This is a genomic window from Actinosynnema sp. ALI-1.44, assembly GCF_001984155.1.
Classification (GTDB): Bacteria; Actinomycetota; Actinomycetes; order Mycobacteriales; family Pseudonocardiaceae; genus Kibdelosporangium.
The window spans coordinates 269,281-294,519 of the sequence record NZ_MTQO01000045.1 but is presented as its reverse complement, the minus strand read 5'-3'; the positions used below and the strand labels follow the sequence as shown (position 1 = coordinate 294,519).

23 protein-coding genes are annotated in these 25,239 nt (G+C 69.3%); 17 read left to right on the top strand and 6 right to left on the bottom strand.

Features of this window, described 5'->3' with window-relative positions:
• The first annotated feature begins 89 nt into the window (after window positions 1-89).
• Together ALI144C_RS21990 and ALI144C_RS21985 are read left to right on the top strand one after the other, a co-directional pair.
• A complete protein-coding gene (locus ALI144C_RS21990) occupies window positions 90-515 on the top strand; it encodes a nuclear transport factor 2 family protein (RefSeq protein WP_269086693.1) in 426 nt (141 codons plus the stop codon).
• Entirely contained in the window at window positions 512-1,351 is an 840-nt protein-coding gene (locus tag ALI144C_RS21985; protein WP_076988998.1) for an NmrA family NAD(P)-binding protein, read from the top strand. Before ALI144C_RS21990 ends, ALI144C_RS21985 begins: the two co-directional genes overlap by 4 nt.
• Here the strand turns inward: ALI144C_RS21985 and ALI144C_RS21980 are convergent.
• The gene (locus ALI144C_RS21980; RefSeq protein ID WP_076988997.1) at window positions 1,345-1,803 is read right to left on the bottom strand and encodes a nuclear transport factor 2 family protein; all 459 of its coding nucleotides are present in this window, start codon (window positions 1,801-1,803) and stop codon (window positions 1,345-1,347) included. The genes ALI144C_RS21985 and ALI144C_RS21980 overlap by 7 nt on opposite strands.
• A gap of 80 nt (window positions 1,804-1,883) precedes the next feature.
• On the opposite strand from ALI144C_RS21980, the gene ALI144C_RS21975 reads away from it, so the two are divergent.
• From ALI144C_RS21975 to ALI144C_RS21935, 9 genes are all read left to right on the top strand, one after another.
• Complete coding sequence (locus ALI144C_RS21975; protein ID WP_237774253.1) at window positions 1,884-2,399, top strand: TetR/AcrR family transcriptional regulator; 516 nt, start codon at window positions 1,884-1,886, stop codon at window positions 2,397-2,399.
• Between the two features lie 9 nt (window positions 2,400-2,408).
• The gene (gene ligD, locus ALI144C_RS21970) at window positions 2,409-3,338 is read left to right on the top strand and encodes a non-homologous end-joining DNA ligase (protein ID WP_076988995.1); all 930 of its coding nucleotides are present in this window, start codon (window positions 2,409-2,411) and stop codon (window positions 3,336-3,338) included.
• Window positions 3,339-4,222: 884 nt separating this feature from the next.
• Complete coding sequence (locus tag ALI144C_RS21965) at window positions 4,223-5,242, top strand: Gfo/Idh/MocA family protein (RefSeq protein WP_076988994.1); 1,020 nt, start codon at window positions 4,223-4,225, stop codon at window positions 5,240-5,242.
• The gene (locus ALI144C_RS21960) at window positions 5,242-6,204 is read left to right on the top strand and encodes an NAD-dependent epimerase/dehydratase family protein (RefSeq protein ID WP_076988993.1); all 963 of its coding nucleotides are present in this window, start codon (window positions 5,242-5,244) and stop codon (window positions 6,202-6,204) included. Before ALI144C_RS21965 ends, ALI144C_RS21960 begins: the two co-directional genes overlap by 1 nt.
• A complete protein-coding gene (locus ALI144C_RS21955; protein ID WP_083753290.1) occupies window positions 6,201-7,316 on the top strand; it encodes a DegT/DnrJ/EryC1/StrS family aminotransferase in 1,116 nt (371 codons plus the stop codon). The genes ALI144C_RS21960 and ALI144C_RS21955 overlap by 4 nt, the downstream gene beginning before the upstream one ends.
• Entirely contained in the window at window positions 7,313-7,936 is a 624-nt protein-coding gene (locus tag ALI144C_RS21950; protein WP_076988991.1) for an acetyltransferase, read from the top strand. The genes ALI144C_RS21955 and ALI144C_RS21950 overlap by 4 nt, the downstream gene beginning before the upstream one ends.
• Window positions 7,933-9,003, top strand: a complete 1,071-nt coding sequence (locus tag ALI144C_RS21945; RefSeq protein WP_076989156.1) for a DegT/DnrJ/EryC1/StrS family aminotransferase — start codon at window positions 7,933-7,935, stop codon at window positions 9,001-9,003. The genes ALI144C_RS21950 and ALI144C_RS21945 overlap by 4 nt, the downstream gene beginning before the upstream one ends.
• Window positions 9,000-9,554, top strand: a complete 555-nt coding sequence (locus ALI144C_RS21940; RefSeq protein ID WP_076988990.1) for an acyltransferase — start codon at window positions 9,000-9,002, stop codon at window positions 9,552-9,554. Before ALI144C_RS21945 ends, ALI144C_RS21940 begins: the two co-directional genes overlap by 4 nt.
• Before the next feature lie 183 nt (window positions 9,555-9,737).
• Window positions 9,738-10,910, top strand: a complete 1,173-nt coding sequence (locus ALI144C_RS21935) for an IS30 family transposase (protein WP_441297571.1) — start codon at window positions 9,738-9,740, stop codon at window positions 10,908-10,910.
• A 66-nt stretch (window positions 10,911-10,976) separates the two neighbouring features.
• Here the strand turns inward: ALI144C_RS21935 and ALI144C_RS21930 are convergent, their stop codons facing one another.
• A complete protein-coding gene (locus ALI144C_RS21930) occupies window positions 10,977-12,383 on the bottom strand; it encodes a carboxylesterase/lipase family protein (protein ID WP_193441211.1) in 1,407 nt (468 codons plus the stop codon).
• 146 nt (window positions 12,384-12,529) lie between these two features.
• On the opposite strand from ALI144C_RS21930, the gene ALI144C_RS21925 reads away from it, so the two are divergent.
• On the top strand, window positions 12,530-13,180 hold the full coding sequence (locus ALI144C_RS21925; RefSeq protein WP_076988988.1) for a Crp/Fnr family transcriptional regulator: 651 nt from the start codon (window positions 12,530-12,532) through the stop codon (window positions 13,178-13,180).
• Between the two features lie 393 nt (window positions 13,181-13,573).
• Window positions 13,574-14,260 carry an RNA polymerase sigma factor gene (locus ALI144C_RS21920; RefSeq protein WP_076988987.1) on the top strand — a complete coding sequence of 229 codons (687 nt, stop codon included), beginning with the start codon at window positions 13,574-13,576 and terminating at the stop codon, window positions 14,258-14,260.
• On the opposite strand, the gene ALI144C_RS21915 is transcribed toward ALI144C_RS21920, so the two are convergent.
• Window positions 14,199-15,191: a hypothetical protein gene (locus ALI144C_RS21915; RefSeq protein WP_237774252.1), complete on the bottom strand. Its 993-nt coding sequence runs from the start codon at window positions 15,189-15,191 to the stop codon at window positions 14,199-14,201. The genes ALI144C_RS21920 and ALI144C_RS21915 overlap by 62 nt on opposite strands.
• Before the next feature lie 297 nt (window positions 15,192-15,488).
• Here ALI144C_RS21915 and ALI144C_RS21910 point away from each other — a divergent pair, with 297 nt between their 5' ends.
• The gene (locus ALI144C_RS21910) at window positions 15,489-18,497 is read left to right on the top strand and encodes an AfsR/SARP family transcriptional regulator (protein ID WP_168211313.1); all 3,009 of its coding nucleotides are present in this window, start codon (window positions 15,489-15,491) and stop codon (window positions 18,495-18,497) included.
• Here the strand turns inward: ALI144C_RS21910 and ALI144C_RS21905 are convergent.
• A complete protein-coding gene (locus ALI144C_RS21905) occupies window positions 18,405-19,040 on the bottom strand; it encodes a LuxR C-terminal-related transcriptional regulator (RefSeq protein ID WP_076988986.1) in 636 nt (211 codons plus the stop codon). The two genes, ALI144C_RS21910 and ALI144C_RS21905, sit on opposite strands and share 93 nt — an antisense overlap.
• 180 nt (window positions 19,041-19,220) lie before the next feature.
• Between ALI144C_RS21905 and ALI144C_RS21900 the strand changes: the two genes are divergently transcribed.
• Genes ALI144C_RS21900 through ALI144C_RS21890 form a run of 3 tightly spaced genes read left to right on the top strand, consistent with a single transcriptional unit; the run spans window position 19,221 to window position 22,122 of the window.
• Entirely contained in the window at window positions 19,221-20,006 is a 786-nt protein-coding gene (locus ALI144C_RS21900; RefSeq protein WP_076988985.1) for a class I SAM-dependent methyltransferase, read from the top strand.
• Window positions 20,007-20,015: 9 nt separating this feature from the next.
• On the top strand, window positions 20,016-21,038 hold the full coding sequence (locus ALI144C_RS21895) for a hypothetical protein (RefSeq protein WP_076988984.1): 1,023 nt from the start codon (window positions 20,016-20,018) through the stop codon (window positions 21,036-21,038).
• A 58-nt stretch (window positions 21,039-21,096) separates the two neighbouring features.
• Window positions 21,097-22,122, top strand: coding sequence for a sigma-70 family RNA polymerase sigma factor (locus tag ALI144C_RS21890; protein WP_076988983.1), 1,026 nt, complete (start codon window positions 21,097-21,099; stop codon window positions 22,120-22,122).
• Here the strand turns inward: ALI144C_RS21890 and ALI144C_RS21885 are convergent.
• Both ALI144C_RS21885 and ALI144C_RS21880 read right to left on the bottom strand, forming a co-directional pair.
• On the bottom strand, window positions 22,030-24,951 hold the full coding sequence (locus tag ALI144C_RS21885) for a helix-turn-helix transcriptional regulator (protein ID WP_076988982.1): 2,922 nt from the start codon (window positions 24,949-24,951) through the stop codon (window positions 22,030-22,032). The genes ALI144C_RS21890 and ALI144C_RS21885 overlap by 93 nt on opposite strands.
• An 88-nt stretch (window positions 24,952-25,039) precedes the next feature.
• Complete coding sequence (locus ALI144C_RS21880; protein ID WP_168211312.1) at window positions 25,040-25,234, bottom strand: hypothetical protein; 195 nt, start codon at window positions 25,232-25,234, stop codon at window positions 25,040-25,042.
• Window positions 25,235-25,239 lie beyond the last annotated feature (5 nt).

Sequence of the window (25,239 nt, the reverse complement as noted above, 5' to 3'; positions counted from 1 at the left end):
ACGGACTGGCAGTCCGGGGATTCACCGGCCGTTCCCGGTGCCGGTGCTGCGGGTTCACGCTGGAACTCTGTCGAGCACTGGAGGAAACCGTGCCGGAAGAGACATTCCGCCGACTGCTGGATCTGTTGCTGGCCAAGGACATGGCCGCCGTCGCGGACCTATGGGCCGAGGACGGCACCGCCGAGTTCCCGTTCGCGGTGGGCAGTTCACCGCGCCGGTTGACCGGGCGGGAGGAGGTCCGCGCGTACCTCGCCGACTACCCGGAGCTGGTGGACGTGCGCGAGATCCCCGCGGTCACCGTGCACCACACGGGAAAGCCGGACACCGTCGTGGTGGAGTTCACCGCGAACGGGCGCACTGTGCGCACCGGTGAGCCGTACCAACTGGACTACATCGCTGTGATCACCGTCCAGGACGGCCTGATCACGCACTACCGGGACTACTGGAACCCGCTGGCCGCCGCCACGGCAGCCGGGCGGCTGCCGGAACTGCTCGACTCGTTGGTCGCCCGGTGACCGGGGTACTGGTCACCGGCGGCACGGGCAAGACCGGCAGCGCGCTGGTGAAACTGTTGCGGGACAACGACGTGCCGGTCCGAGTGGCCAGCAGGAACCCAGCACCCGGTGCGGTCCGGTTCGACTGGACGGACCCGGCGACGCACTCGGCCGCGCTGCGCGGGGTGGACCGGGTCTACCTGGTGCCTCCGCTGGTGAACGTGGACCCGATGCCGCTTGTCGAGCCGTTCCTGGCCGAGGCGGAGCGCCTCGGTGTGCGCCGGGTGGTGCTGCTCGGGTCCGCACTCGTGCTGCCGGACACGCCCGGTCCGCTGGAACTGGCCGCGCGTGTGCGTGCCCAACCGGGGTGGGTCGAGCTGCGCCCGTCCGGGTTCATGCAGAACTTCCTGAGCCCACACCCGATAGGGACGCGGATCCGGCGGGACGGCGAGATCCGAACGTCCGCCGGGGACGGGAGGCTGGGTTGGATCGACGCACGGGACATCGCGGCCGCCGCCTGCGCGTTGCTGACGGATCAGGGCCACGACGCCAGCGAGTACCTGCTCACCGGCCCGAAGGCGCTGAGCTACCCGGACGCGGCGGCGATCATCAGCGCCGCGTCGGGGCGGCCGGTCCGGGTGGTGCAGATCAGCGTCGAGGAGCAGGCGGCCGGATACGAGGAGGCCACGGGGATGCCCGCCGACTTCGCCATCGCACTCGCCGCCATCGAGAACGGCATCCGGGAAGGCCGGGAGGAGCAGGTCAGCACCGCTGTGCTGGACCTGACCGGCCGACCGCCGCGGACGTTCGCCGAGTTCGCGGAGGAACACGCGGCGGAGTGGTCTCCGGGTTACTGAATCGGGAAGGGCACGCCGTGCTCATCCTGGGGACGCGGGCCGAAGATCCGGCGTTCCGCCTCGGTGATCCGGAGGTCGTTGATGCTGGCCTCGCGCCGCCGCATCAGCCCTTCGTCGCTGAACTCCCACAGCTCGTTGCCGTATGAGCGGTACCACTGGCCGTCGGCGTCGTGGGACTCGTACTGGAACCGGACCGCGATCCGGTTGCCGCGGAATCCCCAGAGCTCCTTGCGCAGCGCGTAGTCCAGCTCGCGGTTCCACTTGGCCGTCAGCAGTTCGACGATCTGCGCGCGCCCGGTGACGAACTGGTCGCGGTTGCGCCAGACGGAGTCCTCGGTGTACGCGAGCGAGACCTTCTCGGGGTCGCGGGTGTTCCACGCGTCCTCGGCGGCCTGCACCTTGATCCGTGCGGTGTCCTCGTCGAACGGCGGGAAAGGGGGTCGGGGCGCCACTGGAGGCTCCTTCCGGGTGGGAGAACGGTCGTTCTCCGCTAGACTAGAGAACGACCGTTCTCAGCGCTAGGGGTGATGTGGTGCAGGAGACAGCAGTTCTGGACGCGGCCGAGCACCTCTTCTACGACCGCGGCATCCAGGCCGTGGGCATGGACGAGATCCGAACGACGTCCGGAGTCTCGCTGAAACGCCTCTACCAGCTGTTTCCCTCCAAGGAAGCGCTGGTGGTCCGGTATCTCGAACGCCGGGACAAGCGGTGGCGTGACAGCCTGATGGCCTACGTGCTGAGGGAAGGCGGCGAGGTCGGCGCCGTGTTCGACTGGCTGTACCAGTGGTTCTCCGAGCCGGGGTACCGCGGCTGCGCGTTCATCAACTCCTTCGGCGAACTGGGCGCGACGTCACCAGCGGTCACGGCCGTCGTGCGTCACCACAAGGACGAGTTGTGGGGGCACCTGCGTGAACTGGTGGACGACGACGCGAAAGCCGACCGGCTGCTCCTGCTGGTCGAAGGCGCGATCGTCGTCGCGGCGATCCGGCAGGACCCGGACGTGGTCAGGCAGGCGAAGGCAGCGGCGGAGGCGCTGGTTTCGGGTTAGGTTCACCGTATGGCGTCCGCGATCGAAATCGAGGTCGGTGACCGCACCGTGCGCGTGTCGAACCCGGACCGGGTGTACTTCCCGGCACGCGGGGAGACCAAGCTCGACCTGGTCAACTACTACATGTCGGTCGGCGACGGCATCGTCCGCGCGTTGCGGGAGCGACCGTGCATGATGCACCGGTTCCCGTCCGGTGTGTCCGGTGAGAAAGTGCACCAGAAGCGTGTGCCCAACGGCGCCCCGCCGTGGTTGGAAACAGTGCGTGTCAACTTCCCGCGCTACAACCGACACGCGTATGAATTGTGCGTGACCGAGCTCGCCAGCGTCATCTGGTCGGTGCAGATGTCTACAGTGGAGTTCCACCCGTGGAACTCCCGGCGTGCGGACACCGAGAAACCCGACGAGTGGCGCATCGACCTCGACCCGATGCCGGACTGTCCTTTCCCGAGGGTTCGCCGGGTGGCTCATGTTGTTCGTGAGGTGCTCGACGAGCTGGGAATCACCGGCTATCCGAAGACTTCGGGCGGCGCGGGACTGCACGTGTACGTCCGGATCGAGCCGCGATGGGGCTTCCAGGAGGTGCGCCGCGCGGCGCTGGCCTTCGCCAAAGAGGTCGAACGCCGCGCGCCGGACGACGTGACGACCACGTGGTGGCGCAAGGACCGCGACCCGGCGATGCTGTTCGTCGACTACAACCAGAATGCCCGCGACCATACGATCGCAAGTGCCTACTCCGTTCGCGGCAACCCGGAGGCCACTGTCTCCACGCCGATCAGGTGGGACGAGGTCGCCGACGTGGAGCCGGGCGACTTCACCATCGCCACCGTGCCCGCCCGGTTCGCCGAACTCGGCGACCTGCACGCCACGATCGACGACAAGGCGCACTCCATCGAACCGCTGCTGGAGTGGGCGGATCGGGACGGCCTGGCAGAGGACTGACGTCCACTGTGGAGTCCGAGTGACCGGTCGGCTACAGTGCGGTGGCGTGTGCCCACTGTCGACGGCCACGCTGGCAAACCCACCTGTCCGCAACCGCAAACGCAGCCACACGGGCCGCGCGCTAGCCGCAAACCCGGCCACATAGGCTGCGCGCTAGCGCAGAGGTCCGCTTCAGGGGACACCCGCGCCCTGAAACCCCGGGTCACTGAAGCGTGCGCCGGGAGCAACGCGGCACGAAGAACCTCCTGCCCCGAGGTCCGCTCCCGGCGAGGCCTTTTTTCACCCGGGGGACACCGCGGCATGACCGTCACCGTGCCCCGGGGCATAGATGTCCAAACCGGAAGAGGTCGCGGAGTGGGAAAGAAGCCCTCGCCGGGAGGCAGGCCACCGAAAGGGAAAGGGGGCGGGACGGGCTTCAGCGCCAGATCGTGGCGCGGTGTCCCGGGGGTCAGGGCGGGGTTTCTCCCTTCCGTACGGCCTGCCGGAGGCAACCACACGCGTCAAGAGGATCCGTTGGGCTGTCGCCGGGGCTGGGTGTGCTGGCGGGCCTCTGGACACGTGTGGTTGGGCTTCGCCCAGGCCATACGGAAGGGACAAACCCCGAAGCACCACACTGTGCATGCTGCACACCCAAAACCCGCACACCGCTCGACCTTGCCTGGTGGGCCTACGCAGCACTTCGGGCCGACGTCTTGGTGGAGCACATATGCCGGTTGTTTCCCTACACGGTGAAGACCCGGTGAGTGGGAGATGAACGACCCGACTGCCCGAATGTACCAACCGGGGTGATCCTCGCCGAACCATGTAATGCCACGGGGGGCCGATCACGATTCGTGAGATAGCTCCCCCACCCGTGCGGGAGAAACTCTCCGGAGAGGATCTCGATGGTTGGTGTGGCGGTCATCGGAGCGGGTTACTGGGGCCCGAATCTGGTGCGGAACATCCAGGCGACCCCGCAACTGCACCTCAAGGCGCTGTGTGACCTGAACATCACCCGCGCGCAGGAGGTGCTCGGCCGGTACAGCACGGTCCGGGCCACCGATTCCCTCGCGGACACCCTTGCCGACCCGGACATCGAGGCCGTTGCCGTCGCGACGCCCGCCGCGACGCACCTGGAGGTCGCGCTCGCCGCGCTGGAGGCGGGCAAGCACGTGCTGGTGGAGAAGCCGCTGGCGTCCTCGTACGAGGACGGGTTGAAGCTGGTCAACGCCGCCGAGGAACGCGGCCTCACGCTCATGCTGGACCACACCTTCTGTTACACCCCTGTGGTGCAACGGTTACGCCGTCTGGTCCATGACGGTGAGCTCGGTGACATCCAGTACGTCGACTCCGTGCGCATCAACCTCGGCCTGATTCAGCCGGATATCGACGTTCTGTGGGACCTGGCGCCCCACGATCTGTCCATCCTGGACGCGATTCTCCCACCGGGGGTCGAGCCGGTCGCCATCGCCGCGCACGGCTCCGATCCGCGTGACCTCGGCAGGTTGTGCGTCGCCTACCTCTCCATCCGGCTGTCCAACGGGGCGATCGCGCACACGCACGTGAACTGGTTGTCGCCGACCAAGATCAGGACGACCATCGTCGGCGGGTCCAAGCACACCGCGGTGTGGAACGACCTTGACCCCACGCAGCCGCTCGCGGTGTACAACCGCGGCGTCGACTGGTCGGAGAATCCCGAGGCCAAGCGGGTCTCGTACCGCATCGGCGACATGGTCGCGCCCGCGTTGCCGACAGGTGAGGCGCTGCGGGGCGTAATGGCGGAGTTCGCTGCGGCGATCATCGAGAAGCGTGCACCGCTCACCGACGGGCGGTCCGGTCTTCGTGTGCTTGCCCAACTGGAAGCCGCGTCGGCCAGCTACGCCGCGGGCGGCACGTTCGTGCCGGTGAATGGAGGAACGTTCTGATGCAGCTGACCGACACCAGGATCCTGGTCACCGGCGGCGCGGGCACCATCGGCTCGCACGTGGTCGACCAGGCACTGGACGCGGGTGCCGGTCAAGTGGTCGTGGTCGACGACCTCAGCCGTGGCACGCGGGCCAACCTGCGCACCGCGTTGGACCGCGCGCCCGACAAGGTCGAACTGGTCGAGGGTGACATCCGCGACGCGGCCCTGATGCGCAAGCTCAGCGAGGGCAAGGACGTCGTGTTCCACCTGGCCGCGCTGCGCATCACGCAGTGCGCCGCCGAGCCGCGTACGGCGCTGGAAGTGCTGGTGGACGGCACTTTCAACGTGATCGAAGCCGCCGTGGACGCGGGCGTGTCCAAAGTCGTCGCCTCGTCTTCGGCGTCGGTCTACGGGCTCGCCGACGAGTTCCCGACCCGCGAGTCGCACCACCCGTATCACAACGACACGTTCTACGGCGCCGCGAAAGCCTTCAACGAAGGCATGCTGCGCAGCTTCAAGGCCATGCACGACCTCGACTACGTGGCCCTGCGCTACTTCAACGTGTACGGCCCGAGGATGGACGCGCACGGCAAGTACACCGAGGTGCTCATCCGCTGGATGGAACGCATCGAGGCCGGTGAGCCCCCGCTCGTGCTCGGCGACGGCAAGCAGACCATGGACTTCGTGCACGTCGAGGACATCGCACGGGCGAACATCCTTGCCGCCCAGTCGGACGCCACCGACACGGTGTACAACATCGCCACCGCGACCGAAACGTCGTTGCTGGAGCTGGCGGAGGCGCTGCAGAAGGTGATGGGCTCGACCTCCGAGCTGGAGTTCGGCCCGGCGAGGTCGGTCAACGCCGTCACCCGCAGGCTCGCCGACATCAGTGCGGCGCAACGGGATCTGGGCTGGACGCCGAGCATCGGCCTCGAGGACGGCCTCGCCTCGCTCGTCACATGGTGGCGGGGCCAGCGATGATCCCCGTCATCCGGCCGTGGCTCGGCGAGGAGGAAGCCGAGGCCGCCGCGGCAGCGGTGCGATCCGGTTGGGTCGCCCAGGGGCCGCGGGTCGCCGAGTTCGAAAAGGAGTTCGCGGGGTACGCCGGTGCCGCCGAAGGTGTCGCGGTTTCCTCGTGCACCACGGCGTTGCACCTGGCGTTGCACCTGCTGGGCGTCGGACCGGGCGACGAGGTCGTGGTGCCGTCGTTCTCGTTCATCGCGACGGCCAACGCCGCACGGTACGTCGGCGCGACACCGGTCTTCGCCGACGTCGACCCGTTGACCGGCAACCTCACCCCGGCGACGATCGAAGCGGTGCGCACGCCCAGGACCGCGGCCGTGATCGGTGTCCACCAGGGCGGCGTCCCGTTCGACGTCGACGCGCTGGAAGCGGTGTGCTCGAAGCAGTCCCTCGCCTTGGTGCACGACTCGGCCTGCGCCGCGGGATCCACCTACCGCGGCAACCCGGTCAGCGCGAGCGCCTCGCTGGCGACCTGGTCGTTCCACCCGCGCAAGCTGCTCACCACGGGTGAAGGCGGCATGCTCACCGTGTCCGATCCGGACCAGGCTGCCCGGCTGCGCCGGTTGCGGGAGCACGGAATGAGCGTGTCCGCAGCCGACAGGCACACCTCGTCCGGCGTGAAACTCGAGTCGTACGACGAGGTCGGGTTCAACTACCGGATGACCGACATCCAGGCAGCGATCGGGTTGGTGCAGCTGGCCAAGCTGCCGGACGTGATCGAGCGCCGCCGGGAACTGGCCGCGCGCTACCACAAGCTGCTCGCCGAGATCGACGGCCTGACCTGGGTGACCGACCCGGATTACGGGACAACGAACTACCAGTCGTTCTGGGTCGTGCTGCCGGACTCCTACGAAGGCACGTCCGTCGACGTGCTCGAAGGCCTGTTGACGCGGGGTGTCTCGGCGCGGCGCGGGATCATGGCGTCGCACCTCGAACCCGCGTACGACAAGGCGAACCTGCCGGTCACCGAACACCTGACCAGCCGTTCGGTGATCCTGCCGCTGTTCCACCAGATGGCCGAGTCCGAACAGGACACTGTGGTGACCGCGCTCGCCGAGATCATCCGATGAACCCGTTGATCCTCGTCGGCGCGGGCGGTCTGGCAAGGGAAACGCTTGCCGCCGCCCGGGATTCCTTCAAGGTGCTCGGGTTCGTCGACGACAACCCCGCGTTGCAGGGCAAGGACGTCGACGGGCTGCCTGTACTCGGCCCGCTCGACGCGATCGCGGACTACCCCGACGCGCAGGTCGTCATCTGCACCGCGAGGACCACAGACCTGGCCAGCCGCAAGCGAATCGCGCAACGCCTGGACCTGGAACCGGAGCGTTACGGCACTGTCGTGCACCCGCTGGCCAGCATCGCGGCGGGGACTGCGGTCGGCGCGGGCTCGGTCGTGCTCGCGTTCGTCGCCGTGACCGCGCCGCAGGAAATCGGCGAGCACGTCGTGATCATGCCGCATGTCACGATCACGCATGACGATCGCGTCTCCTCCTATGTCACGTTCGCAGCGCGGGTCGCGGTGGCGGGCAACGTCTCGGTGGGGGAGACCGCGTACCTCGGCAGCGGTGCGCTGATCAGGGAAGGCTTGTCGGTCGGCGCGGGTGCACTGATCGGAATGGGTGCCGTCGTGCTGGAGAACGTGCCGGACAACGAGGTATGGGCCGGGGTGCCCGCCAGGAGGATTCGATGATCCCGCCAGTCGACCTGTCACTGCAGCACGCCGAGATCGCACTGGAGGTGGCGTCGGGCTGGGACGCGGTGCTCACCAGGACCGCCTTCGTCGGCGGCCCGCAGGTCGCCGAGTTCGAGCAGGAGTACGCGACCTTCCAAGGCGTGGCGCACTGCGTCGGCGTCGCGAACGGCACCGACGCGCTGGAGTTGGCGTTGCGGGCCATCGGGGTCGGGCACGGCGACGAGTGCGTCCTGCCCACGAACTCCTTCATCGCCACGGCCGAAGCGGTCGCCCGCAGCGGTGCCACGCCGGTCTTCGTGGACTGCGACCCGGACACGCTGCTGATCGACACCAAGGCCGCGCTGGCCGCGATCACCCCGCGGACCAAGGCTTTCCTGCCGGTTCACCTGTACGGGCAGCTGGCCCCGGTCGAAGACCTGCTCGACCAGGGAATCACCGTGGTGGAGGACGCGGCGCAGTCGCAGGGCGCGTCCCGGCACGGCCGCACCTTCCTCGGTGACATCGCGGGAACCAGCTTCTACCCGGGCAAGAACCTCGGCGCATACGGCGACGCGGGTGCCGTGACGACCAACAACCCGGACCTGGCGGCGAAAATCCGGTTGCTGCGCGAGCACGGTTCGGCCGAGAAGTACGTGCACAGCACGCTTGGCTTCAACAGCAGGATGGACACGCTGCAAGCCGTTGTCCTGCAGGCGAAGCTCCGGCGGCTCGCGGAGTGGAACGCCCAACGCGCGGCCGCCGCGGACTACTACACCACGTTGCTCACCGGAGTCGCGGGCGTGACATTGCCGAAGGTGCTGCCGGGCAACTCGCACGTGTGGCACCTGTACGTCGTCCGTGTGCCCGAACGTGACCGCGTACACGACGAGTTGCGCGCGAACGGTGTCGGCGCCGCGATCCACTACCCGACACCGATTCACCAGACCGAGCCGTTCGCCACCGGCGAGTCGTTCCCGAACGCGGAACTGGCCGCCGGTGAGATCCTCAGCCTGCCGATCTTCCCCGGCATCACCCGGGCACAGCAGCAGCGGGTCGCCGAAGTCCTGATTGGAGCGCTGGCATGACGTTCGTGCACCCACGAGGCCTCTGTGAGAGCTCGGACGTGGGCGAGGGGACCAGGGTGTGGGCCTTCGCGCACGTACTCGAAGGCGCGAAGATCGGCCGCGACTGCAACATCTGCGACGGTGCGTTCGTCGAGAGCCAGGTCGTCCTCGGCGACAACGTGACAGTCAAGAACAACGTCCTGGTGTTCAACGGTGTCACGTGTGAGGACAATGTCTTCCTCGGCCCGAACGTGGTGTTCACCAACGACATGCGGCCCCGCGCGCACCGGAAGCTCGGCAGCGACCAGTTGCTGTCCACACGGGTCTGCGAGGGCGCCACGCTCGGCGCCGGTGTCGTGGTCGTCTGCGGGACGACCATCGGCCGCAACGCGTTCGTCGGCGCGGGCGCTGTCGTGACACGGGACGTGCCCGCGCACGCGTTCATCGTGGGCAATCCGGGCGTGCAGAAGGGCTGGGTCTGCCGGTGCGCCGCCAGGCTGGACGACGACCTGACGTGCCCTGAATGCGGCACGAAGCACCGGCAGAGCTCCGACGGGCTCGACTACGCCTGACAGCACAAGGCGGACGCCCGTGCAACCAATGTGGCCTTCGTTGCGCGGGGTGGAACGCTTGGGTTCTAGTGGTGGTTGCAACACCTGACTTGTTCAGGGGTTGCCGTGTTCGAGATCCGCAAGGACCGATCGCCGCAGGGGCCGACGAAGTTGCTCGCGGAGCGCCGCACCTATCTTGATCTTGTGGCGCAGGGAGTGGGTACGACCGAGGCATGCCGGATCGTCGGGGTCCACCGCAAGACCGGACACCGATGGCGATACGGCCGGGCAAGCCAGGCGGGGCGGACAACCAGCACGCCGTCCGCCCCGCCCTCGGGTTCGGGACTGTCGGGTTCGGGGATCGGACGGCCGGGGATATCCGCGAGGTTTCTCTCCCAGGACGAGCGGCTGGTGATCGCCGACCTGCACCGGGCGGGCAGCGGGGTCCGGGCCATCGCCCGGGAACTGGGGCGTGATCCGGGCACGATCAGCCGGGAACTGAACCGCAACAGCGACCCGGACACTGGCGACTACCGGCCCTACACCGCCCAGGCCCGTGCCGAGACCCGCCGCCCCCGCCCGAAGATCGGCAAGATCGCGGCCAGTCTTGAGCTGCGGGATCTGGCACAGGGCATGCTCGATGACAGGTGCAGCCCGCAACAGATCAGCCGACGGCTGCGTCGTGACCACCCCGACCGGCCGGAGCTGCACGTGACCCACGAAACGATCTACCAGGCCCTCTACATCCAAGGCCGCGGCGAACTACGCCGCGCGCTGACCGGCGCGCTACGCACCGGACGCGCCCTGCGCACACCCCGCCGCACCAGCCAGCAGCGCCAGCCCCGGTTCACCGCCCCGATGCTGATGATCAGCGACCGTCCCGCCGAGGCCGCCGACCGGGCCGTGCCCGGCCACTGGGAAGGCGACCTGATCCTCGGCCGCGGCAGCACCTCCGCGATCGGCACCCTGGTCGAACGCGCCACCCGCTACGTCCTGCTGGTCCACCTGCCCGCCCACCGCCACGACGCCGAAACCGTCCGCGACGGACTCATCACCACCATGCGCACCCTGCCCACCCACCTGACACGGTCACTGACCTGGGACCAAGGCAGCGAAATGAGCCGACACCACGAATTCAGCATCGCCACCGGCATACCGGTCTACTTCTGCGACCCCCACTCACCCTGGCAACGCGGCAGCAACGAAAACACCAACGGCCTGCTACGCCAGTACTTCCCCAAAGGCAGCGACCTCTCCACCCACACCCCCGAACACCTCGCCGCGGTCGCCGCCCAACTCAACCGCCGCCCACGCAAAACACTCGGCTGGGACACCCCAGCCGAACGTTTGGCTACACTCCTAAACCACACCAGTTGATCACCTGTGTTGCAACCACCCCTGGAATCCACCACCAATGTGGCCTTCGTTGCGCGAAGTGCGGGGTTAGACGCTGTCCCACAGGGATCGCCTGGCCGAGTGCGGGTCGAGCACCACCTCGGACTCGATGTCGAACCGCATCGTGCTGCGGTTGCTCGTTTCGTAGCCGAACCAGCCGGGATTCCCGGTGGTGGCGAACGAGACCCACGCCCCGTGCATCGTGTCGGCCAGGTGGTGCGGCAGGTGGGTGCCCAGCAGGCCGGCGAACGCGCTGTCGTCCGGGGTGCCGAAGACGAACGGGAGTTCCGCCGCGTGGCACGCGCCCAGCTTGCCGCCGAACGTCGGCGCCTGCCAGGCGAACTCGTACATGTAGGCGGTCTTCGCCCGCTCGGCCAGGCGGATCGCGGGCGTCCGGAAGTACCAGTCGGTCATCACGGCCGCCAGCTTCTCGCCGGGTGTGCCCTCGTAGACCGCGGCCGCCCGCGCGGGATCCAGGCCCACCCGCAGCATCGAGCCGGTGAGCAGCTCGTCGGTGACCGAGTCGAGCAACCCGTGGGGCACGATGTAGAGCCGGAACTCGTCGGCGTTCGTGCCGACCATGATGTCCACGTCGGACGAACCGGGCGCCAGGCCGTCGTCGAGCACCGGGCCGAACGGCAGCAGCGTCCTGGCCACGTCGCCCCACAACGCCGGATCCGGGTTCGCGCCGATCTCGCCGCGTAGCTCCCGCTGTGCGACGAGGAGGTCGGCGACGGGGACGTCCGTGATGTCCGCCGTGCCCAGTTTGGTGATCAGACGGGCCTTCACCCGTTCGGCGGATTCGGGCGGGACGGCGTGCGCGGCGGCGCCGCTCTGCAGGATCGCGCGCTGGAAGAGCCCGGCGGCGCGCGGCATGCCCAGCAGCATCCCGACGGACATCGCGCCCGCGGACTCGCCGAACACGGTGACCCGGCCGGGGTCCCCGCCGAACGCGGCGATGTTGTCGCGCACCCACTCCAGCGCCGCGACCTGGTCGAGCAGGCCGCGGTTGGCGTTTCCGGGGAAGTACAGGAAGCCGTCGGCGCCGAGCCGGTAGTTCAGCGTCACGCAGACCACGCCGTCACGGGCGAACGCCGTGCCGTCGTAGGACGACCCGGAGCCGTTGAGGAACGCCCCGCCGTGGATCCACACCATCACCGGCAGGCTGTCGCCCGGGTCCGGGGTGTAGACGTTCAGGTTGAGGTAGTCGTCGCCCGGAATGTCCGCATCGGGGATCAACGCGTCGAGCGGTGGCAGGTACCCGGCCTTGGGCGCGGTCGGGCCGAACCGGGTGGCCTCGCGGACGCCTGTCCACGGTTCGACCGGTCGCGGCGGTTGGAACCGGTTCGGGCCTACGGGTGGCGCGGCGTAGGGAATACCCTTGAACGTCATGACGCCGTCCGCGGCAACTCCGCGTACGGCACCGTTGCGGGTGTCCACGGTGATGTCCACCATGGCACGAACACTACCGGCGGCCGGGTGGATCGACCCGTTCGTGATCAAGGATTCACCCCGGTGGCCCGGTGATTTCCGGCGGAGTGTCACAAAACGCTGCCGCCGCGCGTACAGGTAGCAAGAACGACTTCTGCGAGGGAGCCACCATGAGCTGGCGGCTGAGTGGGGATGGACAGCGCAGGCTGGTCGAGGCGGGCACCCAGCGCCGGTGGTCCACCGGGCAGGTGCTGATCAGGGAGTCCGACGCGTCCGATCACGTGGTGCTGCTGGTCAGCGGCCGTGTGAAGGTCAGCGTGACCGCGCCGTCGGGCAGGCAGGTGATGATGGCCATCCGCGGCCCGGGCGAACTGCTCGGCGAGGTGTCGGCCATCGACGGAGGCGAGCGGTCGGCGACGGTCACCGCGCTGAGCGACGTCCGCGGTGTCTCGCTGACCGGTCCGGAGTTCCACCGGTTCATGCTCGACGCGCCCGCGGTCACCGTCGAGCTGCTCAAGATGGTCGTCGGCCGGTTGCGGGAGTCGACGCGGCGCCGCCTGGAGAACGGGGCGTACGACGTCCCGGCGCGGACCGCCCGCCTGCTCGTGGACTACGCCCGCGACTACGGCGAGCCGGTGCCGGACGGATTGACCGTGAAACTGCGGCAGAGTGAACTCGCCGAGGCGGCGGGCGCTTCGCGGGAAGCCGTTGCCAAGGCGTTGAAGGTTTTCCGGGAAGCGGGTGCCGTGCGGACCAACAGGTGCAGCTTCGACGTACTGGAGATCGACCTGCTCGACCGTTTCGCCGAAGGGATCGCGTGACCTCTCGCCCCCGGGATTCGGACATCCATTGGCGAGAGGTCGCGCCCGGCAAGTCGAGCAACAGACAGTGAAGGTGGAAAGGGGTTCGACCCGCCGGAAAAAGGGTGTCGGCGCGATTCACGCCGCGCTGGCCCCCGTCGGGGCCGGTAGGTGCATGTGCGCTCCTTGATCGTCTGGCGTCCGATGAGGTGGTCGCGGGGAGAACACTCGCAGCCGCGCGGTCCGCGGTCTGTGAAATCCGCCGCACAGGCGCCAACTCCCGGCCCGCCGGGTCTGTCAACTCCTGCGGTCCAGTTGACAGGAATCTGTCCAGAAAACGGTCCGGTTTTCGGCCCGTCGGTGCGGCATCCTCTGCGTCAAGAGGGAGCACTTTCGCGAACGTGGGCAACGAGCATGCGAGTCGAACAACCGGGGCTGAAGGTTCTGCTGCGTGTCCTCACGGAGCCGGACCTGCGGTTTCGCGCGACCGTCGACGTGTACGCGCGCCGCTACACCCTGGACAGGGACGATCTGTACCAGGCGGCGAGCGAACGCCTGCTGCGCCAGCGCGGTGTCATGCCGGAGCACGAGGGCCTGCGCGGCTGGCTGGACCGTTGTGTCAAGTTCGCCGCGCTGGACATGCTCAAGGACAGGGCGCGGCAACCGCTGGCCATGGACGAGCTGCCGGACTTCGCGGAAGTCGTGACGCACCAGCCGAACCCGGACGGCGACTGGGCGCAGTGGCTGACGTCCCTGCTGCACCGCGAACTGACGTCGGACCAGGTGAGCGCGGTGCTCGCGCTGGGCCGCGACCCCGGAATCGGGCTGCGCGAACTGGCCACGCTGACCCACAAGAGCTACGCGGGCGCGCGTCAGCTCAAGTCGCGGGCGCTGGCCAGGGTGGGCAGGTTGATCGGGCTGACCGCGGCCGAACGAGCCGCCTACCGCGGCCTGCACAAGGGCGAGGGGGTGGCTGAAGCGGCCCGTCGGATGGGTGTCGACCAGAGCCAGGTCGACACCCTGCGGCGGGCCGCCTCGGTCAAGATCCGGCGGTTCCTGACGCCGGATGCCAGCGGATGCCGTAAGCAAGGCCGGGCGTGAGCTCGTGGAACGCTGTGTGGATCTCGCAGGCGGCGTCGAGCGGGACGCCGTCGCCGTGTGGCCGCGGGTCGTCGACGTCCCGCTGGAAGGCGTTGACCAGCCGCCAGATCCGCTCGGGCGGCCGTTCGGGGTCGAACCGCACGCGCAGGTCGAACTCGGCGCAGCGGTGCTTGGGCACGCAGACGTAGTGCGGCGCCATGGCGCGGTCCTCGCGCACCCGGAACCGCAGCCCGATCTGGTGGGATTCGTGCCGCCGCAGCGGTTTGGGCAGCACGAGCCGGAAGCCGTACCGGTCGGTGGACTCCATCGCGCGGGTGGTCAGCCGCCCGCCGTGGAACACGTCGATCTCCAGGTCCTCGGTGCGCGCCGGGCCGTTCGCGTCGAACGGCGCGGTCAGCGTGATCGCCATGTCGACGTGCTCGACCCGGTCGTGGTCGGCCACGATCCGGCGGAACTCGAACGCCTCCGGCGGCTGCTGGTCGAGCGCCAGCGTGACGCGCAGTTCCTCGGTGTGCCAGCCGGGCGCGGGCTCCGCCGGGCCGCCCGAGTCGGTCAGCGGGGCGCCGGACCGGGCGACCTCGGCGAGCCGCTCGATGCCCTCGTCGATGCGGCGCCGCGCGGTGCGTTCGTCCCGGTTGAGCCGCTGCGCGACCAGCCGGACCCGGTCCTTGTAGAGCGGCAGCTGGTCGGACTGGTCGAGCGCGAACGCCGCCCGCACCGCGATCCGCAGGTCGTCGGGCAGCTCACCGGCCCACCGCCACAGGCACTCCGCGACCTTCCGGCGCACTTCGACGGCCTGCTCGACGCCGTGTGTGCCGGTCGCGGTGCGCAGCGCGTCGCCCATTCGTGCCGTGATCGCCCCCGCCAGTATCCCCCGCCCTTTGCGCAGTGCCTTCAAATCGGCGACGAGCTGTTCATCGCGGATCGTCATTGGTCGAATTTAACCCTGTTCGTCAGCATTGTTCAAGCGTCACCTGAAAGGACGAACGCAGTTTTCTGATAACCGCGGAAACCGGAACGGTGCTATTTCACCACGCTATCCGGGTGTGGATGTCCGTGCGCTTTCGCGGCATAGCTCGTCCGCATTCCTGGCCGGGGTCGGGCCAGATCCCCGGCACGTTACCGGTGCGCCGGACGCGAGGTGCGGGCAGGTCGAAAGGAGGTGTGCTTTCGTGCAGACGCATTACCTCGGTGAGTGCTGAGTCGTACCCTGGTGAGTAGGTTGGAGGTGACAATCCAACAGACGGGGGTGGGCGTGGAGTTCCTGCTGCTGGGGGCGGTGCGGGCGGTGCGCGACGCGCGATCGGTGCACCTGGGGCCCCGGCAGCAGCGGCTGGTGTTCGCCGTGCTGGCGTTGCAGGTCGGCCGGCCGGTCTCGGTCGACCGGCTGATCTCCTTGCTGTGGCCGGTCTCGCCACCCCGCACAGCCGAACACGCGGTCCGCGTGTGCGTCTCCCGGCTGCGGTCCATCCTGGCCGGTGCGGCGGAACTGACCGCGCAGGGCGGCGGTTACGTCCTGGCGGCCGACCCGCTGTCCATCGACGCCCACCGGTTCGTCGACCTGGTGGAACAGGCCCGCGCGACCTCCGACGACCACCGGCGGGTCGAGGTGCTGGACAAGGCGCTCGGCCAGTGGCGCGGCCCGGCGCTGGCCGACACCGCGTCCGACGAGATCCGCGAGCGCCTGTTCGGCGGCCTGGCCGAGGCGCGGCTGGTGGCCACCGAGGACCGGTTCGACGCGTTGCTGCGGCTGGGCCGCCACCACTCGGTGGTCGGCTCGCTCGCGTCCCTGGTCGAGACCCACCCGGCCAGGGAACGCCTGGTCGCGCAGCTGATGCTGGCGCTGCACCGGGGCGGGCAGTCCGGTCACGCGCTCGACGTGGCCAGGCGGACCAGGCAGTACCTGGCCGGGGAACTGGGCATCGACCCCGGCAGGCAGGTGCAGGACCTCGAACTGGCGATCCTGCGCGACGACCCGGCGCTGGCCGCACCCCGCGAGCAGGCGCCCGCCCAGCTGCCCGCCGACCTCGCGGACTTCACCGGCCGCTCGGCCGCGCTCGACCAGTTGGACGCGTTGATCGCGGGAGACCCGGCCGCGGTCGTGATCACGGCCATCGACGGCACGGCGGGCGTAGGCAAGACCGCGTTGGCGGTGCACTGGGCGCACCGCGTGCGCGACCGGTTCCCCGACGGGCAGCTGCACGTCAACCTCCGCGGCTACGACCAAGGCCCGCCCTTGCAGCCCGCGCAGGTGCTCAACCAGTTCCTGCGCGCGGTCGGCGTCGCCAAGGGCGACCTGCCGACCGGTGTGGACGAGAGCGTCGCGATGTACCGGACGTTGTTGTCGGACAAGCGGATGCTCGTGGTCCTCGACAACGCGGTGAGCGCGGACCAGGTCCGGCCGCTCGTCCCGGTCAGCCGCGGCAGCGTCGTGGTGGTCACCAGTCGCGACCGGATGGACGGTCTGATCGCGATGGACGGCGCGAAGCGCGTCGTGCTCGACGTGCTGTCCGAACCGGACGCGGTCGCGTTGCTGCGCCAAATGCTGGGCGCCCGGGTGGACGACGAACTCGACGCGGCCGTCGAGCTGGCGTCGTTGTGCGCGTACCTGCCGTTGGCGTTGCGGATCGCCGCCGCGCACCTGGCGGTCCGGCCCAACCGGTCCATCGCCGACCACGTCGCCGCGCTGCGAACGGGAGACCCGTTGTCGTCGCTGCGGATCGACGGCGACAGGCAGGCGGCTGTGACCGCGGGGTTCGACCTGTCGTACACCGCGTTGAAGCCGGACGCGCAACGCCTGTTCCGGCTGCTGGGTCTGGTGCCCGGCCCGGACGCGTCGATCGAGGCCGCGAAGGCGCTGGCCGGCAACGGGGACGTCGACATCCTGCTCGACCGCCTGGCCTGCGCGCACCTGATCGAGGAGCACGCGCCCGGCCGGTACACGTTCCACGACCTGTTGCGCCAGTACGCATGGGAACGAGCGGTCGAACAGGACAGCACGGTGGAACGCGAAGCCGCGCTCGACCGGCTGTACGAGCACTACGAGACCACCACGCGCGCGGCCGTGAAACTGTTGTACCCCTACATGCTTCGCATCGAGGAAGGCGTTCCGGCCAGGACGTTCGACGAGCACGGCGCCGCACTGGCGTGGCTGGACCTCGAACGGGCCAACCTCGTCGCCGCGGTGCGCCGGGCGGCGGGCGAACGCAGCTGGCTGCTGGCCGACACCGTCCGCGCCTACCTGTACTTCCGCGGCCACATCGTCGACCTGTTCGGCGTGGCCCGGCACGCGCTCGCCGAGGGCAGCGCCGAACCGAAAGCCAGGGCTGCCGCGCTCGTCAGCCTCGCCACCGCGTACTACAGCCAGAACCAGTACCCGGAGGCGGTCGGCAACTACACCGAGGCGTTGGCGCTCAGCCGGGAGATCGGCTGGGCGATGGGCGAAGCCGCGATGCTCAACAACCTCGGCGCGATCCTGGAACAACAAGGGGACCTGGACGGCGCGAACGCGAAGTTCGTCGCACTGCTGGAGCTTCTGCGCAAGACGGGGCAGCGGCGGCTCGAAGGCCCCGCGCTGATCAGGGTGGGCAACAACCTGCAGTGCCGTGGCAGCCTGGTCGAGGCGGCCGCGTACTACCAGCAGGCGTTGGTGCTGAGCCGCATGATGGGGGAGCAGCACGCCGAGGCCAACGCGTTGCACTTCCTCGGCGGCGTGGAGTACCTGAAGGGCGAACTGGTCGCGGCGCTCGACCACGACTCCGAAGCGCTGCGGATCTACCTGTCGCTCGGCGGTCGCAACGACGAGGCACGGGCCCGCACACACCTGGCGAACGTGCACCGTGCGTCCGGCCGGTGCGGCCCCGCCCTCGCGGAGGCACAAGCGGCGTTGGTGCTGGCGGTGGAGACGGGTGAGCGCCGGACCGAGACGTGGGTCCGCAGCGCGCTCGCCGCGATCCACCTGGCGACGGGCGACTCGGCCGAAGCGGCGGCGGAGTACGAGCGGTCGCTGGCCGTCGCACGCACGATCGGTGCCCGCTATGAGGAATGCGAGGCGCTGATCGGCCTCGCGTCGAGCCGGGAGGGCCCGGCAGCGGCGGTCGTCGCCGACACCGCGCTGGTCATCGCGGACGAGATCGGCTACCGGCTACTGGCGGACCAGGCGATCGAGGCCGGCGCGACGCGCCAGCACGACCGCCTCGTCCCGGCTGGCGACCCCGAGTTTGTGGAAGATCCCTGAGGTGTGGTTGCGGACGGTCTTGGACGCGAGCGCCAGCCGGTTCGCGATCGCGGGCACCGGCATGCCGACCACGAGCAGGTGCAGGATCTCGCGTTCCCGCCGGGTCAGGTCGGGGAAGGCCTCGGGTGGCTGGGTGTGCAGCAACTCGGTGATCTTGCCGGCCACGTGCTTGCCGAACACGGCCTGACCTGCGGCGACGTTGTGGATCGCGCGGACGAGGTCGGACTCGGGGGCGGACTTGGGCACGTAGCCGAGCACGCCGGTGCGGATCGTGGCGAGGACGGTGGAGTCGTCGTCGCAGTCGCTGAACACCAGGACACCGGTGTCCGGGGCGCTGCGGCGGATCTCCCGGCACGTGGAGATCAGGTCCGTCCGGTCGAAGTCGAGCAGCAGCACGTCCGGCCGCCACCTCAGCGTCTCGAACAGGGTGTCGCGACTCGTCGCCGCTTCGGCGACCACGTGGATGTCGTCGTGTGACGCCAGCAGGGCACGTAGCCCGTCCCTGACCACGGGTGCGCGGTCGGCCAGCACCAGCGTCGACACGATGACACCACCCCCAGTTGCTCCACTGGTGACACTGTGGCCGATCCAGTTCAGAGTTTGTTCAAATCCATCTGCGACGCAGTGCGGCAACCGGCAACGAGCGGGTGCTGTTCCACAAAGGCCTCGTCGCGACGCGAACGGCGGTATCCCGCTGTCCGGTGCCTTGCCTACGCTCCCGCCGTGACGAGCACCGAACAGGGCAGACACAAGTACGACCAGCTGGCCGACAAGTACGAGGAGATCTTCCCGTACGTCGCCGACGTGGGACGGCTGCTCGTCGACCACGCCCGTCCGGCCGCCGGTGCGCGGGTGCTCGACGTCGGTGCGGGTCGTGGCGCGGTCGCGCGCGCCGCGTTGGCCGCCGGGTGCGACGTGACCGCTGTCGACGCCTCGGCAGGCATGGTCGCGCGGATGGCCATGGACTTCCCGGACATCGTCGCCCGGCAGATGGACGCGGGCGGGCTCGACTTCCCCGACGGGTCGTTCGACCTGGTCACGGCCGGGTTCGTGATGCAGGTCCTGCCTGATCCGGATGTCGCGCTCGCCGAGTTCCGCCGGGTGCTCGCCCCTGGCGGGACGCTCGCGCTGTCGTTGGAGAAACAGACTGTCGGACGCCTGCGGTGGCTGTTCGAACTGGCCGGTGAGTTCTTCGGTGTGCCTGTGCCCGGTGACGACGAAGAGAGTTCGGGCGCGATGACCAGCAGGCGGCTCAACGCGTTGATCGAGCAGGCCGGGTTCACCGACCTGGCGACGGACTCCGTCGAGATGCCGGTCCCACTGGCCGGCCCGGAGGCGTTGTGGGACTGGCTGCGGCCGCGCGGTCTCACCGACGCCGTCGGCAGGCTGCCCGCCGAGCAGGCCGAACAGTTCCACATCCGCTTCCTCGCCGGAGCGGAACACATGCGGACGGCCGGCGGGATCTCGCTGGACTTCCGCGCCACGCTGCACGTCGCGAGCAGGCCGTAAGCTCCTCGCATGCTTGATCAGGCCGTCGACGGCCTCGAGAACTCGATACGGCAACAGGACCGGGACGCCTACGAGCACGCGCTCGCCGCGGTGTGGGAGGCCGCCCAGCAGTCCACCAAGGCCGACCTGGACGCCGCGCTGCCCCGGATCGCGGCTGCGCTCGGCGAGATGCCGGTCGACGTGGTCGGTCAGTTGCCTGTCCTGGGCGGTGCGTTGGTCGAACTCGGCGCCGCGCCCGGCCCGCTCGTCCCGATGATCGTCATAGGTCTCATCGACACGTTGCGCCGCGTCGGGACACTCATCGAGACGTGGCCGCATGGCCAGGAACGCCCCAACTTCGACGACGACTCCTATGAGGAGACCGTGCGCGTGCTCGCGGGCGTCCACTCCAAAGAGGACGCGCACACCATCGCCTTCGCGTGGTACGCGCTTGGCGCGTGGACCGCGCCCGCTATCGCCGTGCTGCAACACTCGGACGTCCGGTCTGCGTTGCCCCATCGGGGCGTGCTGGCCGACCTCGTCGGACGGATCGGTCCCCTGCGCGAGGACCTGGGGTGCCTCGTCGACCTGCTCGAAGTGCTCGACAACGAGCCGTTCGTCGTGCTGCACCGCGCGTCCGGTCGGGGATATGAGCTGACGGTGTCCGGTGTGGCGGGCAACTTCCAACTCCAGACGTTGCTGGCGGCGGCGCTGGTCGGGCCCGAACGCGACGGGCTGATCGCGGGCACTCCGCCGGACCCGGTGTGGGTCGCGGCGGCCAGTGACGGCGACCCGGTGCCGCACGACGGCGTGAGCGGCCAGTTCAACCTTGTCGACCACGCCGGATCGTGGATCTGGGGTGAGGGGCGGCCTGCCGACATCCCGGTGCTCGACGGCAGGCGTGTGGTGCTGCTCGAGCCGCTGCCGTACCCGCGGACGTGGAACCCGGGACGGCTGTTCGGACGGATGCGGCCTTCGGTCCAATTGGACCGAGTTCTGCCGTCTGTCGAGGTCGCTGACTGGTTGACCCGGCTCGGCACCCTCGGCCGATGAGTTTCTGTCGGACCCTGGGTCTTTACTGACGCCCCGTGGCCCGGAAGGAGACGATGAGATGACGACAACGACCGAGTCCGTCGACTTCCTGCACGAGGCGGACCCGTATCGGCGGGAGCTGCTCGCGCACTGCTACCGGATGCTCGGCTCGATACACGACGCCGAGGACCTGGTACAGGAGACGTACATCAGGGCATGGAAGGCGTATGACAAGTTCGAGAAACGGTCCTCGCTGCGCACCTGGCTCTACCGGATCGCCACCAACGTGTGCCTGACCGCGCTGGACGGCCGTGAACGGCGACCGCTGCCCGCCGGGCTGGGCACCCCCGACAGCGACCCGGCCGACCCGTTGAACGAGCGCGACGAAGTGCCGTGGCTCGAGCCGTTTCCTGACGGCGCCGACCCGGCGTCCATCGTCGCGGCCAGGGAGACCGTCCGGCTCGCGCTGATCGCGGCGCTGCAACACCTGCCGCCCCGGCAGCGTGCCGTGCTGATCCTGCGTGACGTGCTGAAATGGCGTGCCGCTGAGGTCGCCGAAGCGCTGGACACCACGACAACAGCCGTCAACAGCGTGCTGCAACGCGCCCGTGCCCAGCTCGACGAGGTGGCGCCGAACGCGGACGACGTGACCGAGCCGACCGACGCCGAGCAGCGCGAGCTGCTGGCCAGGTACGTGTCCGCCTTCGAGGCCAAGAACGTGCCGGAGATCGTCGCTCTGTTCACCGAGGACGCCGTGTTCGACATGCCGCCGTACGCCGTCTGGTACCGCGGCCGCGAGAACATCGCCCGGCACCTGGCCCACACGTGTCCGGTCGGTCCCGGCGAACTGCGCCTGATCCCCGTGTCGGCCAACGGCCAGCCCGGCTTCGGCACCTACTGGGTGCGGGACGGCGTGGCCAAGGCGTTCAACCTCGTGGTGCTGACGCTGACCAAGGACGGCATCACACACTCGACGTCCTTCTTCGACACCTCGTTGTTCGAGAAGTTCGGCTTACCGCTGGAGCTCACCGATGAGTCCGCGTTCGTGCGCGATGGACACGACCTCGGTGCGGTTGGCAGCGCCCAGCTTGGCCATCGCGCGTGACAGGTGGACGCTGGCCGTCTTCTGGCTGATGTAGAGCCGCTCGCCGACCTGCTTGTTGGTCAGCCCGGCGGCGACCAGCCGCAGGACGGACAGTTCACGGGGTGTCAGGTCGCTGCTGGGCTCGGCGGCCGGTTGCTGGCCGGGCAGGGGGATCCGGCTGCGCCGGGCGAGGTCGGCCACGGCTTCGCGCAGCGGTCGCGCGCCCAGCCGGTCCGCGACCTCGTACGCGTTGCCGAGTTGTTCGGCCGCGTGGTCGCGGTCGCCATCGGCGAGCAGCAGTGACGCCCAGCGCCAGCGGGCGAGCGCCCGGAAGTACTCGGCCTCGATCAACGGACCGGTTGCCTCTTCCCACAACCGCTTGTCGTGCTGACCACGCAACCGGCTCAGCTCGGCGTTCATGCGCGTTTCGAAGGCGTAGGTCTCGGGGTGCTTGAATCTGCTGTGGACGCGCCTGCCGTTGTTCTGCTTCGGCGTGAGGTTCCGGATCCGTTGCGCCATCGCCTCACCGTCCGCGATGGCGGCGTCCGCTGTGGCGTGGTCACCGCGACGGCGCGCTTCCTCGGCGAGATCGCAGTACGTCCACAGGCCGATGCACCCGGCCAGCATCGCGTCCGTGACGGACGCCCGGACCAGGGTCTCCATGTGACCGATCACGATCTCGACGTGGTCGAGCGCATCACGCGGCCTGTTGCGCCACAGCGCGCCCTCAGCCAGGCCCATGTTGGCGATCTCCTGGGACAGCGCGTCCTCGGACAGCGCGGCCAGTTCCTCGGCTCGCTGGTCCAGAGCGGTGAAGTCACCCTGCGAGGCCAGTACCCACAACGTCGGCGCCATCACCCGCGCCCTTGCCACAGCCGGTGCACCGGCTGTGTCCTTCCCCGCCTCCAACGCGCCGGACCAGTCACCCAGGCCGTAGCGCATGGTGACCCGTTCGCACCGCACGTCGATACCGGCGAGGCTCCACGGCAGGCCTACCTCGCCCGAACGCTTGGCCGCGTGGTCCATCATGCGCATGCCCTCGGGCTTGCGGCCGTGGATCCACAGCGTGATGGAGGTGTTCTTCAGCGCGCGGAGTTCCACGTCGTACGCCCCGATGGACGCGGCCCGCTTGGCGGCCGCCTTGCCCATCCGGATGGATTCCTCGACCTCGCCGCTCCACTCGGCGAACACGGCCAGCGTGACCAGCGCGTCGACCTCGACCACGGTCGCGCCGACCTGCTTGGCGTCCAGCAACGCCTGCTCGGCGATCATCTTGAGCTGATCGAGGTCGTCGTCCCACGACCAGACCCACGACCGGGCCGCAAGCGCTTGCACCTTGGCCTTGACCTCGCTGACCGGCCGGTCGCGCACCAGCTCCCACGCCTCGTCGACCAGCTCCTGGATCTCCGGCCCGCGGTCCTCGAGCGCGATCGACGCGATCGCCCACTGGTGCCTGGTCGCCGCGCGGATCTCCGGGTCGCCCGTCTCGTCGGCCATGGCCACGGCGGCCTTGGCGTACTCGTCGGCCCGCTCGAGCTCTCCGGAGGCCATCGCCGCCCGCGTCGCCGAACGCAGCAACGCCAGCTCGTTGGTGCCGCTGCGTTCGGGCGTGGGAACAGCGCTCCACAGTTCAAGGGCCTGCTCGACGTGCCGCAGCTTCTCTCCGGGCGCGCCCATTGTGCCTGCCTCGTCGGCGGCGCGTACGGACGCGACCAACGCTCCTGCCAGGTCGTGGCTGTGGAAACTGTGGTACGCGAGCAAAGCGTGTGACTTGACGATGCGCGCGTAGCCGGCATGCAGCCGGACTCGTTCGCCTGGCAGCAGGTCGTCGTACACCGCTTCACGCAACAACGCGTGGCGGAAGGCGTAGCCGCTGTCCACCGTGACGAGCACGTTGTGCTGCACGGATTCCCGTAGGGACTCCTCGAGCACGTCGTCCGCGAGGCCGGACACCGTCGCGAGGCTGGCGTGCGTGACCGTCTGGCTGGCGACGGCGGCGGCGCGCACGACCTTGCGCGCGTCCTTGCCCAGGCGTTCGATCCTGGCCAGCAGGAGGTCGGCCAGCCCAGCGGGCACTCCTGCGCCGTCGCCGTACGCGGCGGTGAGCTCCTCGCAGAAGAAGGCGTTGCCCTCCGAGCGCTCCGCGATCTTGTGGACTGTCGCCGGTGGCAGCGCGCCGTCGGAGAGCGCGTCGACCAGCTGCACCGCGTGCGCCCGGTCGAACGGGCCGACCGTGATCTGCTCCACAGTGGACAAGCGGGTCAGGTCGCCGAGCAGCGGCCGCAGCGGGTGCCTGCGGTGCAGGTCGTCCAGCCGGTACGTGCCGACGATCAGTATCCGCTGCGTGTCCAACCGGGACACCAGGAACAGGATCAGGTCGCGGGTGGACGCGTCGGCCCAGTGCAGGTCCTCGATCGTCAGCAGCACCGGCGCCTGCTCGGCCAGGTCGCTGAACAGCCCGTGCACCGCGTCGAACAGCCGCAGCTGCTCCATCGCGGGTTCGCTCGCCTCGTCGCTGGGCGCGACCCTGGACATCAGTCTGCTCAGCACGGGGCGGCGGGCGGCGAGCGCCCGCTGCGCCCCGGTGAGCTGGCCGAGTGCCTCGACGAAGGGCAGGTAAGGCAGACCTGCTTCGTCCACGTCGAGGCACCGGCCGGTGAACACGGTGGTACCGCCAGATCGTGCGGCCGCGACCAACTCGGTGAGCAGTCGCGTTTTCCCAACCCCCGCGTCCCCTGCCACGAGGACGGCGCCGGCTCGGCCACCAGTGGCCGATGCCATCGCTGCCCGAAGTGCTGCCAGCTCATCCTCGCGGCCGACCAACGCTATTCCAGACCCGATCCGAGGCACAAGGCATGGTGGCACAGTTCGCCGCCTGCCTCGCGCCAGTTTCGCGTCCGGGTTCCCGCTGGTCGCCTGCGTGCGTTTCACAGTGCGCCTATCGCGGTGCCCAGGCCCTATGGGCAGTACGGCGCTGGATACCGCTGGACGCACTGTCCGGTGCACGCTGCCCCGGCTGCCACGTGCGTTTGCCCTCCGGAGTGGACGCGGCGCGCTCCCTGGCGGCCGCGACCTGGTCGCGGGCCATGTCGTCGGCGATGTTCCTGAACTGAGTCTCAGCCAATCCCCACATGACTA

What these genes read in the sequence shown, in the direction of transcription:
- ALI144C_RS21940 (WP_076988990.1), top strand. Translation starts at nt 9,000, where the DNA reads ATGACGTTCGTGCACCCACGAGGCCTCTGTGAGAGCTCGGACGTGGGC.
- ALI144C_RS21915 (WP_237774252.1), bottom strand. Translation starts at nt 15,191, where the DNA reads ATGACGATCCGCGATGAACAGCTCGTCGCCGATTTGAAGGCACTGCGC.
- ALI144C_RS21945 (WP_076989156.1), top strand. Translation starts at nt 7,933, where the DNA reads ATGATCCCGCCAGTCGACCTGTCACTGCAGCACGCCGAGATCGCACTG.
- ALI144C_RS21950 (WP_076988991.1), top strand. Translation starts at nt 7,313, where the DNA reads ATGAACCCGTTGATCCTCGTCGGCGCGGGCGGTCTGGCAAGGGAAACG.
- ALI144C_RS21920 (WP_076988987.1), top strand. Translation starts at nt 13,574, where the DNA reads ATGCGAGTCGAACAACCGGGGCTGAAGGTTCTGCTGCGTGTCCTCACG.
- ALI144C_RS21965 (WP_076988994.1), top strand. Translation starts at nt 4,223, where the DNA reads ATGGTTGGTGTGGCGGTCATCGGAGCGGGTTACTGGGGCCCGAATCTG.
- ALI144C_RS21890 (WP_076988983.1), top strand. Translation starts at nt 21,097, where the DNA reads ATGACGACAACGACCGAGTCCGTCGACTTCCTGCACGAGGCGGACCCG.
- ALI144C_RS21925 (WP_076988988.1), top strand. Translation starts at nt 12,530, where the DNA reads ATGAGCTGGCGGCTGAGTGGGGATGGACAGCGCAGGCTGGTCGAGGCG.
- ALI144C_RS21930 (WP_193441211.1), bottom strand. Translation starts at nt 12,383, where the DNA reads ATGGTGGACATCACCGTGGACACCCGCAACGGTGCCGTACGCGGAGTT.
- ALI144C_RS21895 (WP_076988984.1), top strand. Translation starts at nt 20,016, where the DNA reads ATGCTTGATCAGGCCGTCGACGGCCTCGAGAACTCGATACGGCAACAG.
- ALI144C_RS21880 (WP_168211312.1), bottom strand. Translation starts at nt 25,234, where the DNA reads ATGTGGGGATTGGCTGAGACTCAGTTCAGGAACATCGCCGACGACATG.
- ligD (WP_076988995.1), top strand. Translation starts at nt 2,409, where the DNA reads ATGGCGTCCGCGATCGAAATCGAGGTCGGTGACCGCACCGTGCGCGTG.
- ALI144C_RS21955 (WP_083753290.1), top strand. Translation starts at nt 6,201, where the DNA reads ATGATCCCCGTCATCCGGCCGTGGCTCGGCGAGGAGGAAGCCGAGGCC.
- ALI144C_RS21960 (WP_076988993.1), top strand. Translation starts at nt 5,242, where the DNA reads ATGCAGCTGACCGACACCAGGATCCTGGTCACCGGCGGCGCGGGCACC.